Annotated in this window: 14 protein-coding genes; 7 read left to right on the top strand and 7 right to left on the bottom strand. The window is 72.3% G+C overall.

Annotated elements, in window-relative coordinates; genetic code table 11:
• Positions 1-3 precede the first annotated feature (3 nt).
• From ACZ6BG_RS07440 to ACZ6BG_RS07430, 3 genes are all read left to right on the top strand, one after another.
• Entirely contained in the window at positions 4-1,443 is a 1,440-nt protein-coding gene (locus tag ACZ6BG_RS07440; RefSeq protein WP_380848181.1) for a gamma-aminobutyraldehyde dehydrogenase, read from the top strand.
• Between the two features lie 184 nt (positions 1,444-1,627).
• Positions 1,628-4,399 (top strand): hypothetical protein, encoded by a 2,772-nt coding sequence (locus ACZ6BG_RS07435; RefSeq protein WP_468998205.1) that lies wholly within the window; start codon positions 1,628-1,630, stop codon positions 4,397-4,399.
• A 297-nt stretch (positions 4,400-4,696) separates the two neighbouring features.
• On the top strand, positions 4,697-5,896 hold the full coding sequence (locus tag ACZ6BG_RS07430) for a polyamine ABC transporter substrate-binding protein (RefSeq protein WP_468998201.1): 1,200 nt from the start codon (positions 4,697-4,699) through the stop codon (positions 5,894-5,896).
• Here the strand turns inward: ACZ6BG_RS07430 and ACZ6BG_RS07425 are convergent.
• The gene (locus tag ACZ6BG_RS07425; RefSeq protein ID WP_468998198.1) at positions 5,838-6,500 is read right to left on the bottom strand and encodes a TetR/AcrR family transcriptional regulator; all 663 of its coding nucleotides are present in this window, start codon (positions 6,498-6,500) and stop codon (positions 5,838-5,840) included. The genes ACZ6BG_RS07430 and ACZ6BG_RS07425 overlap by 59 nt on opposite strands.
• 168 nt (positions 6,501-6,668) lie before the next feature.
• Here ACZ6BG_RS07425 and ACZ6BG_RS07420 point away from each other — a divergent pair, with 168 nt between their 5' ends.
• Positions 6,669-7,415 (top strand): SDR family NAD(P)-dependent oxidoreductase, encoded by a 747-nt coding sequence (locus ACZ6BG_RS07420; protein ID WP_468998193.1) that lies wholly within the window; start codon positions 6,669-6,671, stop codon positions 7,413-7,415.
• Positions 7,416-7,435: 20 nt separating this feature from the next.
• Here ACZ6BG_RS07420 and ACZ6BG_RS07415 read toward each other — a convergent pair whose 3' ends face one another.
• Both ACZ6BG_RS07415 and ACZ6BG_RS07410 read right to left on the bottom strand, forming a co-directional pair.
• Positions 7,436-8,623 (bottom strand): serine hydrolase domain-containing protein, encoded by a 1,188-nt coding sequence (locus ACZ6BG_RS07415; RefSeq protein ID WP_468998191.1) that lies wholly within the window; start codon positions 8,621-8,623, stop codon positions 7,436-7,438.
• Between the two features lie 148 nt (positions 8,624-8,771).
• Positions 8,772-9,179 carry a winged helix-turn-helix transcriptional regulator gene (locus ACZ6BG_RS07410; protein WP_469000115.1) on the bottom strand — a complete coding sequence of 136 codons (408 nt, stop codon included), beginning with the start codon at positions 9,177-9,179 and terminating at the stop codon, positions 8,772-8,774.
• Positions 9,180-9,322: 143 nt separating this feature from the next.
• Between ACZ6BG_RS07410 and ACZ6BG_RS07405 the strand changes: the two genes are divergently transcribed.
• On the top strand, positions 9,323-9,973 hold the full coding sequence (locus ACZ6BG_RS07405; RefSeq protein WP_468998189.1) for an NADPH-dependent F420 reductase: 651 nt from the start codon (positions 9,323-9,325) through the stop codon (positions 9,971-9,973).
• A 21-nt stretch (positions 9,974-9,994) separates the two neighbouring features.
• Here the strand turns inward: ACZ6BG_RS07405 and ACZ6BG_RS07400 are convergent, their stop codons facing one another.
• The 4 genes from ACZ6BG_RS07400 to ACZ6BG_RS07385 form a co-directional block, all read right to left on the bottom strand.
• On the bottom strand, positions 9,995-10,804 hold the full coding sequence (locus ACZ6BG_RS07400; RefSeq protein ID WP_469000112.1) for an SAM-dependent methyltransferase: 810 nt from the start codon (positions 10,802-10,804) through the stop codon (positions 9,995-9,997).
• An 89-nt stretch (positions 10,805-10,893) separates the two neighbouring features.
• A complete protein-coding gene (locus ACZ6BG_RS07395) occupies positions 10,894-11,619 on the bottom strand; it encodes a glycerophosphodiester phosphodiesterase (RefSeq protein WP_468998187.1) in 726 nt (241 codons plus the stop codon).
• Between the two features lie 139 nt (positions 11,620-11,758).
• Positions 11,759-12,814 (bottom strand): adenosine deaminase, encoded by a 1,056-nt coding sequence (locus ACZ6BG_RS07390; protein WP_468998185.1) that lies wholly within the window; start codon positions 12,812-12,814, stop codon positions 11,759-11,761.
• 218 nt (positions 12,815-13,032) lie between these two features.
• Complete coding sequence (locus tag ACZ6BG_RS07385) at positions 13,033-13,590, bottom strand: NADAR family protein (RefSeq protein WP_468998182.1); 558 nt, start codon at positions 13,588-13,590, stop codon at positions 13,033-13,035.
• Positions 13,591-13,797: 207 nt separating this feature from the next.
• Between ACZ6BG_RS07385 and ACZ6BG_RS07380 the strand changes: the two genes are divergently transcribed.
• A complete protein-coding gene (locus tag ACZ6BG_RS07380) occupies positions 13,798-15,303 on the top strand; it encodes a gamma-aminobutyraldehyde dehydrogenase (protein WP_468998180.1) in 1,506 nt (501 codons plus the stop codon).
• 72 nt (positions 15,304-15,375) lie between these two features.
• Entirely contained in the window at positions 15,376-16,620 is a 1,245-nt protein-coding gene (locus tag ACZ6BG_RS07375) for a polyamine ABC transporter substrate-binding protein (RefSeq protein ID WP_468998178.1), read from the top strand.
• Positions 16,621-16,654 lie beyond the last annotated feature (34 nt).

Genomic DNA, 16,654 nt, shown 5'->3' with positions numbered 1-16,654 from the left:
GCAGTGACCACCGAGCTGCGCCGTCTGCGCAACTACATCAACGGCGAATTCCGGGACGCGGCCGACGGGCGCACCACCGAGGTGATCAACCCGGCGACCGGCGAGGCGTACGCGGTGGCACCGCTGTCGGGTCAGGCCGACGTCGACGCCGCCATGAAGGCCGCCGCCGACGCGTTCCCGGCCTGGCGCGACCTGGTGCCCGCCGAGCGCCAGAAGGCCCTGCTGAAGATCGCCGACGCGTTCGAGGAGCGCGCCGAGGAGCTGATCGCGGCCGAGGTGGAGAACACGGGCAAGCCGATCGGACTCACGCGGTCCGAGGAGATCCCGCCCATGGTCGACCAGATCCGCTTCTTCGCGGGCGCGGCCCGGATGCTCGAAGGGCGCGCCGCCGGCGAGTACATGGAGGGTCTGACCTCCATCATCCGGCGCGAGCCGATCGGCGTCTGCGCGCAGGTCGCGCCGTGGAACTACCCCATGATGATGGGCGTGTGGAAGTTCGCCCCGGCGCTCGCCGCGGGCAACACGGTCGTCCTCAAGCCGTCCGACACGACCCCCGCGTCGACGGTCCTGATGGCCGAGATCATCGGTTCGATCGTGCCGCCCGGCGTCTTCAACGTCATCTGCGGCGACCGCGACACGGGCCGCGCGATGGTCGAGCACCGGACGCCCGCCATGGCCTCCATCACCGGCTCCGTGCGCGCCGGCATGCAGGTCGCCGAGTCCGCGTCCAAGGACCTCAAGCGGGTCCACCTGGAGCTCGGCGGCAAGGCTCCCGTCGTGGTCTTCGAGGACACCGACATCGCCAAGGCCGTCGAGGACATCTCGGTCGCGGGCTTCTTCAACGCGGGCCAGGACTGTACGGCCGCCACCCGTGTGCTCGTCCACGAGTCCATCCACGACGAGTTCGTGACCGCCCTCGCGAAGGCGGCCGCCGACACCAAGACCGGCCAGCCGGACGACGAGGACGTGCTCTACGGCCCCCTCAACAACGCCAACCAGCTGAAGCAGGTCACCGGCTTCATCGACCGGCTGCCCGCGCACGCCAAGGTCGAGGCGGGCGGCCAGCGGGTCGGCGAGAAGGGCTACTTCTTCGCGCCGACCGTCGTCTCCGGCCTCAAGCAGGACGACGAGATCATCCAGAACGAGGTCTTCGGCCCCGTCATCACCGTCCAGTCCTTCACGGACGAGGCCCAGGCCGTCGAGTACGCGAACGGCGTCGACTACGCCCTCGCCTCCTCGGTGTGGACCAAGGACCACGCCCGCGCGATGCGCCTGTCCAAGGCCCTCGACTTCGGCTGCGTGTGGATCAACACCCACATCCCGCTGGTCGCGGAGATGCCGCACGGCGGCTTCAAGAAGTCCGGCTACGGCAAGGACCTGTCGGCGTACGGCTTCGACGACTACACGCGCATCAAGCACGTGATGACGTCGATCGAAGGCTGAGTGTTCCGCGGGGCGCCTGATTCGGGCGCTCCAATTCGGGTGCTCTGATCGCCGCCCCCGCGTACCGTTGCGTACGCGGGGGCGGCTCCCGTTGTGTGCTTCCTTCTCCCTTCTTCTGCAAAAAGATCCGTAGCGCACACACTCTCCGCCCTCGCTTCTTCTTGTACGACGGGGGTGTGACCTGATGACGACGACCGACGATCTCGCCGCGCTGCTGCTGCGCCGACGGCAGAGCGTGTACGTTCCCTCCGGCGCCGGACGGTCCCCGGAGACCGACGCCGCCGTGGTCGTCCTCGAAGCCGAACTCGCCGACCGCGGGCACCTGTTGACCGTCCCGCTGCGGCGCGCGCTCGTGGCTCTGCCCGCCGCCGAACTCGCCGTGACCGGCATGCGGCTGCTCGCGGACGTCGACGCCCTGATGGGCTCCGACCGCCACCACGCCCCGCTGTTCGCGCGGTTCCCCGACGAGATCCCCTACCAGCACGCGTACGACCGCTACACCTCCCTCGTCATCACCTACCTCGCGGCCCAGCCGAACCAGCCCTGCATGAACTGCGCGGGCACGAAGGCGCGGGTCCGCGCGCTCGCGCCCTGCGCGCACCTGGTGTGCGACAACTGCCACGGCGTGGCGTGGGACACGGGCTGCTGCGACGACTGCTGCGTCTGGTACGCCTGCCCGATCTGCGAGCGGCGCTACGAGACGGACGGGCCCACCGACCCCTGGATCGACACCGGGGCCGAGCACAGCGGCGTCGGCGGCGACGTCCTGCGCGCCCTGCGCCTGGGCGCGCCCGACGACGCGGCGGCGGAACTCGCGGCGCTCCTCGCCCGCCGGACCCCGCTGAACCCGCAGGACCACGACGATCTGGTGCTGCTGCTCGCGCGGGCCCACGCCGACGACCGGGCGCATGGCGACTTCGGCTGGCTGCCGGACGAGATACCCCTGCGGGAGAGCAAGGCCCTGGCCCTCGCCCCGCTCCTGGACGACCCGGCCGCGCGGCCGCTCCTCGCCCGGTACGCGAACACGGCCACGGACGTGCTGCGGCTGCTCGTCGTGCGCTCCGGCGGCGACCCCGACCTGCTCGAACTGCCGCGCCTGCGGCGGGTGTCCCGGGCGGTGCGGCGGGAACTGCTCGGCCTGCTCGGCACGTTCGACCTGCGGCACCTCTGTGAGGACTTCGCCCGGCACCCCGGGGCCTGGAAGCGCGTCGGCGAGATCCTGCACCCCTTCGAGCGGGCCGAGCGGCATCCCCGTGCCGCGCTCGCCTTCGCCGTCCTGCGCGGTACCCGGCTCGACGACCCGGCGCTCACCGAGGTGCTGCTCGGCGAGGCCGCCCGGCACGACGACATCCGCCTTGACGGCGACCGGCTGCGCCACACCGGCTGGCAGGGCCGCGTCGAGGCGGCGCTCGCCCGGTGGGACACCACGGCCGCCGCCGCGCTGCTGCGCGCCCGGCCCGGTGAACTGCTGCGCCGTCTCGACGTGTTGCTGGCCCGCTCCGGTGAGACCACGCTGCCCGAGCCGGTGGCCGAGGCGCTGGCCCACGCTCTGCCGCGGGCGGGGGCGGGGCCGCTGCTCGGGGCGTATGGCCGGATGAAGGTGCGCGGGGCGCCCGGGGGGCGGCGCGTCTTCTTTCCGCGCGGGCGTGTGACGAAGGGCTACGCCGTCGACGATCAGCGCCCGCCGCTGCCCTCCCGGGTGGCGTCACGGGCCGCGGAGCTCATCGAGGCGGAGGCTGTGCGGCGGCTTGCGGTGGGGGTGGGCCCTCGCGGGGTGCGCCCCAGTCCCGCCCCTTCCCGCAGCATCGATCAGCGGCTCCGCCGCGGGCAGGGGCTGCCGCACCTGGCCCCCGCTGACCGCCGCTCCGCGGCTCGTCCTCGAACGCAGGACGGGCTGGAAACCGACTGCGTCGGTGCGGGCGTGCCGTACGACGTCGCCGTGCTCGACGCCGGCCTCGACGATCTGCCCGTGCCGTTCGCCGAGCGGGCCTCCGCGGTGTCGCTCGTGTCCGTGCCGCGCGGCAGCTCGCTGCCCATGCCCGCGGACAGCGAGCGGGTGCGGCTCTTCCTGCACTGGCAGCAGCCCAAAGGCGTGCGGGTCGACCTCGACCTGTCCGTCGCGATGTTCGACGACGCGTGGCGGTTCGTCGGGCTGTGCGACTACACCCAGCTGGAGTACGCGGGCGGCGCCGCGGTGCACTCGGGAGACCTGACCTCGGCGCCCGCCCCGCACGGCGCCACCGAGTATCTGGACCTGGACCTGCCGCGGCTCGTCAAGGCGGGAGTGCGGTACGTCGTGCCTGCCGTCCTGTCGTACAACAACGTGCCCTTCGACCAACTCCCGGACGCCTTCGCCGGGTTCATGGCCGTCGACACGGCGCGGCAGGAGCGCGTCCGCTACGATCCGCGCACCGTGCGGCAGCGGTTCGACCTCGCGGGTGACGCGGCGCTGCGGGTCCCGATGGTCGTGGACCTGAGTGCGCGCCGCGCCTGGTGGGCCGACCTCACGCTGGCCACGGGCGACGGCAACCACAGCGTCTGGCGCCACCGCGCCGCCATCGCCCGCGCCGGGCACGACCTGGTCGACACCTTCGCGGCCGGGGGTCGGGCCACGCTGTGGGACCTGGCCTGCTGGACGGCGGCGGCGCGCACCGACGGCGACGTCCTGGTGCGCGGACGCGGCCACGTCCTGTGGGGCTACCGCCGGGAGCCGGACGAGCCGCGCGCCTACTTCGCGGTGCGTGTCCGGGACGCGTGGGAGCCCGATGTGCTGTGCGCGGAGCCGGAGTTGGCGGACCGGCACGCGCTGGTCGCCCTCGTGCACGGTGACCTGGCCGGGGCGGAGCGCGCCGCGTCCGGCACGGCGTACCGGCTCTTCCCCGGGCCGCTCGACGAGGCGCCCCTGACCCGGGTGACGGCGTCGGACCTGGCGGGGTGGCTGGGCCCGGCCGGCTGACGGCTCGCACCGGTCCCGCGCCTCTGCCCTTGTGCCGGGGTCTGGTTCGGGGGCTGTGTCTCTGGCCTTGTGCCGGGGTCTGGTCCGGGGGCTGTGCCTCTGCCCCCGCGCCGGCGTCTGCTCCGGGTCCACGCCCCTGCCCCCGCGCCGGGGCCCCTCCGCCCCCGCCCCCGCCCCGGGGCCCCTCCGACCCCCGCCCCCGCCCCTGCGCGGCCCGACAGCCTGTCGGGCCGCGCCGCCCCCGCCCCGACGCACCGTCCATTGCCGGGCCCCCGCGCGCCCGTGCATGCTGCCGAGGTGCGAGCGATCCCGAAAGACCCCGTGTCCCGCCGGTCCCTGCTGCGTGTTCTGGGCGGCGGTGCGACCGCCGCCGGGGTGGTCGCGCTCGCCACCGGCTGCGGGGTCCCGGCCGCGTACATCGCGCCCGACGAGCGCGGCGCCGCCGACCGCTCGCGCACGGACCGTAAGGTGACCTTCGCCAACTGGCCGCTCTACATCGACACCGACGACAAGGACAAGTCGAAGCGGCCCACGCTGGAGGCCTTCGAGAAGCGCACCGGGATCGACGTGCGCTACACGGAGGAGATCAACGACAACGACGAGTTCTTCGGCAAGATCAGCCCGTCCCTGATGAACCATCAGGAGACCGGCCGCGACCTCATCGTCATCAGCGACTGGATGTGCGCCCGCTTCGTGCGCCTCGGCTGGGTGCAGGAGCTGGACCGGGCCCGGCAGCCCAATGTCACCAAGTACCTCGACCCGCTGCTGCGCTCGCCCAGCTTCGACCGGGGCCGCAAGTTCACGGTGCCGTGGCAGTCGGGGATCACCGGCATCGCGTACAACAAGAAGCGGCTCGGGCGGGAGATCCGGCACGTGTCGGACCTGTGGGCGGGTGATCTGAAGGGGCGGGTCACGCTGCTCTCCGGGCTCGACGAGGCGTTCGCGCTGCTCATGCAGGGGGACGGGGTCGACGTCACGAAGTGGACGGCGGACGACTTCCACCGGATGTGCGACCGGGTCGAGAAGCTCGTGGACAGCCACCACATCCGCCGCTTCACCGGCAACGACTACATCAAGGACCTCTCCAGCGGCGACGTCCTCGCCTGCCAGGCCTACAGCGGCGACGTCATCCAGCTCCGCGCCGACGACCCCGACATCGAGTTCGTCGTCCCCGAAGAGGGCGCGGAGCTGTGGGCCGAGTCCCTGATGGTCCCGAACCTCGCCCGGCACAAGGCCAACGCGGAGCGTCTCATCGACCACTACTACGAGCCCGAGGTCGCCGCCGAACTGGCCGCCTGGGTCAACTACGTCTGCCCCGTGCCCGCGGCCCGCGACGTCCTCGCCTCGTCCAAGGACAAGGAACTGGCGGCGCTCGCCGACGACCCGCTGATCTTCCCGGACGACGACATGCGCAAGCGGCTCGCCATCGCGCGGGACATCACCGCGGGGGAGCGGACGGAGTTCGCGAAGCGCTGGAACGCGCTGGCAGGTCTGTAGCGGGCGCGGCCACCACGTCCCAGGCCGCCATCGCCCGGTCCGCCGTCTTGGCGAGATCGGCGCCGGTGGCCCCGTCGCGGGCCTGGACCGACATGCCCTGGATGACCGTGGTGTAGAAGGCGGCCATGGCCTCGGTGTCCGTGTCGGCGGGGAGTTCGCCCTCCCGTACGCCCTGGTCAAGGCGGCGGGCCAGCATCTCCGCGCCCGCCTTCCGCCAGCTCGACAGGTGTTCCTGCACGGGGGCGTTGGCCGCCGAGCAGTTGGTCGCGGCGAGCACGATCATGCAGCCGCTGGGGCTGCTCTCGTCGGCGTACAGGCGCGCGTTCTCGCGCAGCACGGCCTCCACCGCAGCCCGCGCCGTGGGGAGTTCGGTCATCGCCCGGGCCATGGCCGAGCCCTCCGTGGCGCCGTACAGCGTGACCGCCTCCCGGAACAGCGCCTCCTTGGAGCCGAAGGCGGCGTACAGGCTGGGCGAGGCGATGCCCATCGCGGAGGTGAGGTCCGTCATCGACGTGGCCTCGTACCCCTGCCGCCAGAACACCTCCATGGCCCGGCGCAGGGCCGTCTGCCGGTCGAACGCCCGGGGTCGTCCGCGTCCCGCCACGGCTGTCGCCTCCCTCGTCCCAGTGGCCGTCGAAATTCTGTAGTGACTGACAAATATAGGCCTTGACGTGCTGGTGCGCCCGTGTGAAAGTTTTCTGTGCCGATCGACACAGAAATATGGTCCGGGGTCGGCGCACGGATATGTACAAGATCGAGACTTGGAGTCGGGATGACTGAGCTGCTGGGCAAGGCCGCACTGGTGACGGGTGGCAGCCGGGGGATCGGGGCGGCCATCGTGCGGCGTCTCGCACGGGACGGGGCCGATGTGGCGTTCACCTATGTGAGCGCGGCCGGGAAGGCGAAGGCCGAGGCCGTCGTCGCCGATGTGGAGGCGGCGGGGCGGCGGGCCGTCGCCATCCAGGCCGACGCGGCGGACGCGGACGCCGTGCGGGAGGCCGTGGAGCGGGCGGCGCGGGAGCTGGGCCGCCTTGACATCCTGGTCAACAACGCGGGCGTGTATCCGTACGGGCCGTTCGAGGACGTCAGCCTGGCCGAGCTCGACCGCACCCTCGCGATCCACGCCCGCGCCGCGTTCGTCGCCGGGCAGGCCGCCGTCGCCCATCTCCCGCGGGGCGGGCGCATCGTGAGCATCGGCAGCAACCTCGTGCACCGGGTGCCGTTTGGCGGCATCGTCCTGTACTCCATGAGCAAGTCCGCCCTCAGCGGCTTCACCAAGGCCCTCGCCCGTGAACTCGGCCCCCGCGGCATCACCGTCAACGCCGTGCACCCCGGCTCGACGGACACGGACATGAACCCGGCCGACGGCGACAGCTCCGACTTCCAGCGCGGCATGTCCGCCCTCGGCCACTACTCCGACGCCGATGACATCGCGGCGACGGTCGCCCACCTGGTGGGTCCGGGCGGGCGCACCATCACGGGCGCGGAGCTCACGGTGGACGGCGGGACGAACGCGTAGGTCCGGCCCGCGGGCGGGGGTCAGCCGCGGGCGGGCCTGAGCGCCGCCTCGATGATGCGCTGGGCGACCGGGTTCATGTCCTGGCCCTTGGCGTCGGTGGAGTTGACCGAGTAGACGAGGACGGTGTCCAGGTTCCGGGTGGCGGCGACGATCGAGTTGTAGCCGTGCCGCCCGCCGGTCTTCAGCCAGACGACCCGCCCGTCGGGCGCCTCGTACCGCATCAGGCCCGCGCTCATCGTGGCGCCCGCGATGTCCGACGGCACCGTGAACATCTCCTCCAGCTGCGGCTTCGGCACGATCCTGCCCTTGAACAGCGCGACGGTCAGCCGCTCCAGGTCGGCCGTCGTGGAGATCATGTCGCCGCCCGCCATCCGGTCCCGTTGGTTCCACTCGGTGACGTCGACGAGGCGCGTCCCGCCGTCCGGCGTCTTCACGGCCTGGTAGCCGCGGTTGTGCGGGCCGTGGATGCGCGGGTCGGTGCCGGGGAAGGAGGAGTGCCGCATGCCCGCGCGCTTGAGGACGCGCCGGGTGGCCTCGTGCTCGTACGACCGCCCCGTGACCTTCTCGATGAGAAGCCCGAGCAGCGTGTAGTTGATGCCCAGGTACTCCTGCTTGACCCCCGGGTCGTACGCGGGCCCCTTCGCGATCGACGTGACGGCGACCTCCCGCGGGGTGAGCGTCTCGAAGCGGTGCGCGTACAACTCCTCGAAGGTCTTGCCCAGTGAGCGGCCCGGCTGCAACCCGCTGCTGTGGTTGAGGAGTTGGCGTACAGAGATGGGCTTGCGGAAGGCGTCGGCGTTCGCGGCGAAGAGGTCGGGCAGATAGCGCTGCACGGGCGCGTTCAGGTCGACTCTGCCCTCGGCGGCGAGCTGAAGCACCACGGCCGCCGTCACCACCTTCGTGGTGGACCCGGCCCGGAACCGCCCCTCCGGGAGGGCCTCCCGCCCCGATTTCAGGTCCCGCACCCCCGAACTCCCGTGCCACGACGTCTTCTTCCCCCGCACCCGCACCAGCGCGGCCGTCGCGTCGGCGTCGGGAAGCCCGGCGATGGCCGCGCGCAGCGCCTCGGCGTCGGGCCCCGATCGGGTGTCCGCGGCGACGGCGGCGGGCGTCGGTGCGCTGTTCGCGAGGGCGGGCGCGGCGGCGGCCGTGAGGCCGAGAACGACGGCGGTGGCGATCGTGGCCGAGAGACCGGCACGTACACGCATGAGCTGCTCCAGGTGAGTGGCTGCGGGGTCCCTCTCATCCTGCGCGGCGGGCGGGTGGGGGCGGATCGTCTCTGGGGAGGGCTGGGGACCCTGAGGCGGGTCCGGGGCAACTGGTGGGTTGCTAGGGGGAGTTGTAAGGGAGATCCCCTCAGGGCTCCTCGGCTCTGTCCTGGGCCGCGAGGACCTCGTCGCCGTGTTCGTGGGCCCAGGCGCCGAACGCCTCGATCGGGGGGAGGAGGGTGCGGCCGAGGTCGGTGAGGGCGTACTCGACGCGGGGTGGGGACTCGGCGTAGGCGCGGCGGGTCAGCAGGCCGTTGTGCTCCAGGCGGCGGAGGGTCTCCGTGAGGATCTTGGGGCTGATGCCGCCGATGCGGTCGCGCAGTTCGCGCGGGCGCAGGGGGCCGTGCCGCAGGGCCCAGAGCGTCACCGCGTTCCAGGTGTTGGCGAGCAGGTCGAAGGCGAGGCGGGCGCGGCAGTCGGCGAGAAGGTCGGTGGGTTCGTGGGGCGGGGTGCGGGTCGGATTGTGGGGCGCGGTGCAGGGCGCGTTGGGAGGCATCACCCTTCGCATGGTGCCCGAGGGGGCGGGAGACGGTGAAGGCGGGCCGAGACTTACCGATCGGTGCCCGAGCGGCTTTCTAGTGTCGTCCTCGTGCCGGTCAGCGGGCCGGGGCACGGGATGTGCGAGGGAGAGTCACGCGTATGCGGATCGGGATTCTTGGGACCGGGAACATGGCCGACGCGCTGGGGGCGCAGTGGGCCCGGGCCGGGCACGAGGTGTTCGTGGGCGGGCGCGACGAGGGCCGGGCGGCCGCGCTCGCGGGGCGGATCGGCGCGGTGGGGCACGGCTCGCCGCGGGCCGCCGTCGAGTTCGGGGACGGCGCCGTGCTGCACGCGCTGCCGTACGCGGCCGGGGCCGACGTCGCCGCGGGGCTCGCCGACGCCCTGCGCGGCCGGGTCCTGATCGACTGCGGCAACCCCGTGGGCGAGGGCTTCGCGCTGCTCACGCGGGGCGCCGAGTCCGCCGCCGAACGGCTGGCCGCCGCCGCGCCCGGGGCCCGCGTGGTGAAGGCGTTCAACCTGTGCCACGACAGCGTGTGGCGGCTCGCGCCGCCCGTGTTCGACGGGCGGCGCCTCGCGGTGCCTGTGTGCGGTGACGACGGGGACGCGCTGCGCGTCGTACGCGCACTGGTGCGGGACATCGGCTGCGAGCCCTACGACGCGGGCGGCCTCGACCGCGCCGGGCTCGTCGAGGCGACGGCCGCGCTCCTGATCGGCCTCTGGGTCGGCGAGGGCGTGGACGCGCAGGCCATCGTGCCGCCGGTCGGTCTGGTGGCGGGGGAGCCGGGCTAGGGCCTGTCCGACGGCTCGGCGCTACGGTTTGCGGCCCACCGCGCCGAACTGCGGCACCGGCTCCGCCTCCGGGAACCGCCAGCGCGCGCACGAGTCGACGCCCGGGTCGAGCAGGTCGAGGCCCTCCATGAACGACAGGAACTCCGCGCGGGTGCGGCCCGTGATCGGCGGCGTCGCGTTGGCGTTCCAGAAGTCCATGGCCGGCTGGTTGTCCGCGCCGCCGACGTCGGCGTCCAGCGTGGGACGGGTCATGACCAGGTAACTGCCGGACGGCACCGCGTCCATGAGGGTCCGTACGATCCCGCGTGCCACGTCGGTGTCGGGGATGAAGTTGAGGATGCCGAGCAGCATCACGGCCACCGGCTGCGCGAAGTCGAGGGTGTCGGCGGCGGCCCGCAGGATGCGCTCCGTGTCCCGGGCGTCCGCGTCGATGTACGCGGTCGCGCCCTCGGGGGAACTGGTGAGCAGGGCGTTGGCGTGGGTGAGGACGATCGGGTCGTTGTCCACGTACACGATGCGGGCGTCGGGTGCGAGGCGCTGCGCGACCTCGTGCGTGTTGTCGCCCGTGGGCAGGCCCGTGCCGATGTCCAACAACTGGCGGATGCCCGCGTCGCCCACGAGATGCGCCACCGCGCGGCCGAGGAACGCCCGGTCCGCGCGGGCCACTTCGCCGATGCCGGGGAACATCTCGACGACCTGCTCGCCCACCGCGCGGTCCACCGAGTAGTTGTCCTTGCCGCCCAGCCAGTAGTTCCAGACGCGGGCGTTGTGCGCCATGTCGGTGCGGATCCGGTCGGTGGTGTCTGTGGGCTCCGGGTGCTCCGCGGGCACCGCGGGCTCAGAGTTCTGCGGGCTCTGCGGGCTCTGCGGGTTCTCCGCGTTCGCTAAGTTCGCCGCGCCGTCCGCTGCGTGCTCTGTGCTCACTCGTGAAGTTCCTTCCCCGTCTGCTGGCGATGCCGCCGGGGCCCTCGGGACAGCTCGGCGGCGAGTGCGTCCACGCGGTTGGTGGTGATCGAGTCCACCCCGTGGGAGATGAGCTTACGCATGGAGCGCCGGGTGTCGGGAGTCCACGCGGCGACCAGCAGACCGCTCGCGTGCACACGGTCGACGAGGCCCCGACTCACCAGGCCGAAGCGGTAGTTGAGCCAGCGCGGGGTGACCGCGGCGAGCACGGCGGGCCGGGGCGGGGCGAGCGACTTCCAGGTGAGGGCGATCTCCGCGGCCGGGTCCGCGGCCCGCACCGCGAGCATCGCGTCGGGGCCCGCGCAGTAGTACGCCCGCTCTGCGGCACCGCAGTCGGCGATGACGCCGACGATCGTGCGCACCGCCTCGGGGGTCGCGCCGGGCAGGTCGACGAGGACGCGGTGGCCGTCCGTCTCCTTCAGGGCCTCTTCGAGGGTGGGTACGCCGCCGTCGGTCAGCCCGCGCACCTCGTCGGCGGACAGGGTGGACAGCGGCCGGTCGTGTTCCCAGAGGCGGGCGAGGGTCGCGTCGTGCAGCAGGACGGGGACGCCGTCGCGGGTCAGGCGGACGTCGATCTCCACGGCGTCCGCGCCCCGTTCGAGCGCGGAGCGCAGCGAGGGGAGGGTGTTCTCGCGGACGCGGTAGGGGTCGCCTCGGTGGGCCACGGCAGTCACGGTGCGCATGGCACCCATTGTGACGGGGGACGGGCCCCGGGGCTCGTCGGCCCGGGGCCCGTCCGCGCCGCGCTCACGCGGGCGTCAGGAGGCCGGTCCCAGCGTGCCGTGGGGCCGGTCCCTGTGCGTCAAGCCAGTTCGCCGTGCGTCAGGAGGCCAGCCAGTTCTCCGTGTACGCGTCGATCTCGGCGGCGATCCTGTCCTTGCCCGCCCGGTCGAGGAACGACGCCTCCACGCCGTTCTTCGCGAGGTCGGCGATGCCGCGCTCGTCGAGGCCGAGGAGGCGGGCGGCGACCGCGTACTCGTTGTTGAGGTCGGTGCCGAACATCGGCGGGTCGTCGGAGTTGATGGTGACGATGACGCCCGCGTCCACGAACTGCTTGAGCGGGTGCTCGTCGAGGGTGGCGACGGCGCGCGTGGCGATGTTCGAGGTCGGGCAGACCTCCAGCGGGACGCGGTGCTCGGCGAGGTGCGCGAGGAGCTTCGGGTCCTTGGCGGAGCTGGTGCCGTGGCCGATGCGCTCGGCGCGCAGGTACGTGAGCGCGTCCCAGACGGTGTCCGGGCCCGTGGTCTCGCCCGCGTGCGGCACCGAGTGCAGGCCGGCGGCGATGGCGCGGTCGAAGTACGGCTTGAACTGCGGGCGCGGTACGCCGATCTCGGGGCCGCCGAGGCCGAAGGAGACCAGGCCCTCGGGGCGGACGCCGTCGGTGGTGGCGAGCCGCACGGTCTCCTCTGCCGACTCCAGGCCCGCCTCGCCGGGGATGTCGAAGCACCAGCGCAGGACGACGTTCAGCTCCGCCTCGGCCGTCTTGCGGGCGTCCTCGATGGCGGCCATGAAGGCGCGCTCGTCGATGCCGCGGCGGGTGGAGGAGAAGGGGGTGACGGTCAGCTCGGCGTACCGCACGTTCTGCCGGGACAGCTCGCGGGCCACCTCGAAGGTGAGGAGGTGGACGTCGTCGGGGGTGCGGATCAGGTCCACGACGGACAGGTACACCTGGACGAAGTGGGCGAAGTCCGTGAACGTGAAGTAGTCCGCGAGGGCCTCGATGTCCGTGGGCACCTTCGAGTCGGGGTGCCGGGCGGCGAGGGCGGAGACGATCCGGGGGGAGGCGGAGCCGACGTGGTGGACGTGGAGTTCGGCCTTGGGCAGTCCGGCGATGAAGGCGTGTGTCTGCGCGGTGGGCTGAGTCTGGTGGTCGGACATGGGTTCCTCCCCGGAACACGGTGTGATCGGCTGATCGGTCGACCCGTGGGTCGGGGATCATCGTAGGACGCGGGCCCTGGCCGGAACCGGGCGGCCGCCCAACCCCGCTCCCGGCCACGACGGCGGCCGCTCCCCGGCCGGACCGGGCGGCCACCGCAGGCCGCTACCCGGGCGCGACAGGGCCGCAGCCGCAGCCGCCCCCAGACTCGACAGGACCGCTACCGCAGCCGCTCCCGCGCCTCCATCAGCGCGAACCCCAGCAGATTCAGCCCCAGCCACCCGGCCGGATCCCCGATCCGCGGATCGTCGGCGGCGAGCCCGACGCCCCACACCCGGTCCACCGGGCTCGCCTCGACCAGGACCCGCTCCCCGGTGCCCACGAGATACGCCCGTAGCGCCTCGTCCGAGGAGAACTTCCGCACCGACCCCTCGACGACGATCCCGAAGCGCTCCCGCTCCCAGACCTGGTCGTCGAACCCCCGCACCAGCCGTCCGGCCCGCTTGGCCTCGGCGGGCGTGCGCGCCGTGAGCGCCGCCCGCTCGGCGTCGGCGTCGCCGAAGAGGCGGGCCTTCGCGGCCATCATCCAGTGCTCCGCCGTCGCGTACTCCACGCCGTCGGCCGTGAACGGCGAGGGCCACCACTGGCTGAAACAGCTGTGCCCCAGCGCGCCGTCACGGCGCGGTGCGTGCCCCCAGAAGTACAGGTACTCGGCCCTGTTCCTCTCCATACCTTCCCCCGTGTCCACGCCCGTGTCCTCCCCCGAGAAATGGCTCATGCACGCCACTCTGGCAGGCACCACTGACACTCCGTCCCACAATTTCCAAGCCGACTCGACACCTGGTCGACAGATTCCGTCGCGTAACCAAAAGGCAACAACGGAATCACTTGCTGGACCATCGACCCCCTGTCAGGATCGGCACTCAAATCGATCTGGAACTACGCCGACCCTCTCGGGACGGGGCGGCCGGCGGAGGAGAGCGTCATGCACACATTCCAGGCGCGGGACCGTTTCGCGGACGGCGCCCAGTACATCGCCGGACGCCTCACCCAGGGCACTTCGGGACGCACCCACGCGGTGGTCGATCCGGCCACGGGCGACGAGGTCCTCACGTACGAGCTGGCGGGCCCCAAGGACGTGGACACCGCCGTCGCCGCCGCCGCGGACGCCTACGTCGGCTGGTCGGCCGCGAGCCCCGGCGAGCGCTCCGACGCCATGCACCGCTTCGCCGCGGAGCTGTCCGCGCGCGCCGAGGAGCTGGCGCAGGCCGAGTCCCTGCAGTGCGGCAAGCCGATCAAGCTGAGCCGGGAGTTCGACGTACCGGGGACCATCGACAACACCGCCTTCTTCGCGGGCGCCGCCCGCCACCTCCAGGGCCAGTCGGCGGGGGAGTACGACGGCGGCGACCACACCTCGTACGTCCGCCGCGAACCGATCGGTGTCGTCGGCTCCATCGCGCCCTGGAACTATCCGCTCCAGATGGCCGCCTGGAAGGTCCTCCCGGCGATCGCGGCGGGCAACACCATCGTCCTGAAGCCGTCCGAGCTCACGCCGTTCACCTCGCTGATGTTCGCGCAGGCCGCCACCGCCGCCGGGATCCCCGACGGTGTCGTCAACATCGTCACCGGGGCCGGGCGGGAGGCGGGTGAGCACCTGGTCGGGCACCCCGACGTCGTCATGACGTCCTTCACCGGCTCGACCGGCGTGGGCAAGCGCGTCGCGGAGGTCGCCACCGCCACCGTCAAGCGGCTGCACCTGGAGCTCGGCGGCAAGGCGCCCTTCGTGGTGTTCGACGACGCCGACCTGGAGGCCGCCGTGCACGGGGCCGTCGCGGGCGCCCTCATCAACAGCGGCCAGGACTGCACGGCCGCCACGCGCGCGTACGTACAGCGCCCCCTCTACGACGCGTTCGTGGCGGGCGTCGCCGACCTGATGGCGACCGTGCGGCTCGGCGACCCCTTCGACCCGGCCACCGACCTCGGCCCGCTCATCTCGCACACGCACCGCGACCGCGTCGCCGCCTTCGTCGACCGGGCCCGCTCCTACGCGCGCGTGGTGACCGGGGGCGAGGCCCTCGACCACCCGGGCGCGTACTACAAGCCCACCCTCATCGCCGACGCCGCGCAGGACAGCGAGGCGGTGCAGGCGGAGATCTTCGGACCGGTGCTCGTCGTGCTGCCCTTCGACTCCGACGCCGACGGCATCCGCCTCGCCAACGACACCCCCTACGGCCTCGCCGCCTCCGCCTGGACGCGGGACGTCTTCCGCGCCAACCGCGCGACCCGCGAGATCAAGGCGGGTTGCGTGTGGGTCAACGACCACATCCCGATCCTCAGCGAGATGCCGCACGGCGGCTACAAGGCGTCCGGCTACGGCAAGGACATGTCCGCCTACTCCTTCGAGGAGTACACGCAGATCAAGCACGTCATGTTCGACAACACCGCGGTGGCGAGGAAGGACTGGCACCGCACGATCTTCGGGGACCGATAGCCGGAACGCGAAGGCGGGCGCCGCGCGACCGGCGGCGCCCGCCCGCTCACCTCCCGAAAGGGCGATCAGCACATGGAGCAGTACGAGCCCGACCCGCTCTCCCCGGCCCAGGTGGCCGCCATGCACCGCAGCCTGAGGAACGGCAGGGCCGCGCTCACCCGCCGGTCGCTGCTGCGCGCCTCCGGCGGCGGCCTGCTCGCCGCGGGCGGGCTCGGCGCCCTGAGCGCGTGCGGCATCCCCGCGGCCGGCAAGGGCGAGGGCGGCATCGCCGCGAACGACCGCTCGGACAAGGAGAAGCGCGTCAACTTCTCCAACTGGACCGAGTACATGGACGTCGACAAGGACGAGCGGCGCCCCACCCTCGACGCGTTCACGAAACGCACCGGGATCAAGGTCAAGTACACCGAGGACATCAACGACAACAACGAGTTCTTCGGGAAGATCAAGCCGCAGCTCGCCGCCGGGCAGGACACCGGGCGCGACCTGATCTGCGTCACGGACTGGCTCGCCGCCCGCCTGATCCGCTTCGGCTGGGTACAGAAGCTCGACCCGGCCCAGCTGCCGCACGCCTACGCCAACCTGTCCGCCCAGTTCCGCTCGCCCGACTGGGACCCCGGGCGCGCCTACTCGTACCCTTGGACCGGCATCTCCACGGTCATCGCGTACAACAAGAAGGCCACCGACGGGGAGAAGATCACCTCGGTGTCGCAGCTCCTCGACGAGCCGAAGCTCAAGGGGCGCGTGGGCTTCCTGTCGGAGATGCGCGACTCCATGGGCATGGTGCTGCTCGACCTCGGCAAGGACCCGGCGAAGTTCACCGACGACGACTTCGACGCGGCCGTCGCGCGCCTTCAGAAGGCCGTCGACAAGAAGCAGATCCGCCGCTTCACCGGCAACGACTACACCGCCGACCTCGACAAGGGCGACCTCGCCGCGTGCGTGGCCTGGGCCGGGGACGTCGTCCAGCTCAAACTCTCCAACCCCGACATCGAGTTCGCCATCCCGGACAGCGGCTACCTGACCTCGACGGACAACCTCCTGGTCCCCAACAAGGCGCGCCACAAGCGCAACGCCGAACGGCTCATCGACTACTACTACGAGCCCGGCCCAGCGGCCCGCCTCGCCGCCTACATCAACTACGTGTGCCCGGTCGACGGCGTCCGCGACGCGCTCGCGAAGATCGACCCCAAGGCCGCGGCGAACCCGCTGATCATCCCCGACAAGGCCATGGCCGCGAAGTCGCACGCCTTCCGTTCGCTCACCCCCAAGGAAGAGGCCGCGTACGAGGGGAAGTTCGCGAAGCTCACCGGTTCTTGACGTAATTCTCCTCGCCCTCCTCTGGAACTTCCTC

This window comes from Streptomyces sp. NPDC041205 (assembly GCF_055591765.1).
This window is presented reverse-complemented; position numbering and strand designations above follow the sequence as displayed.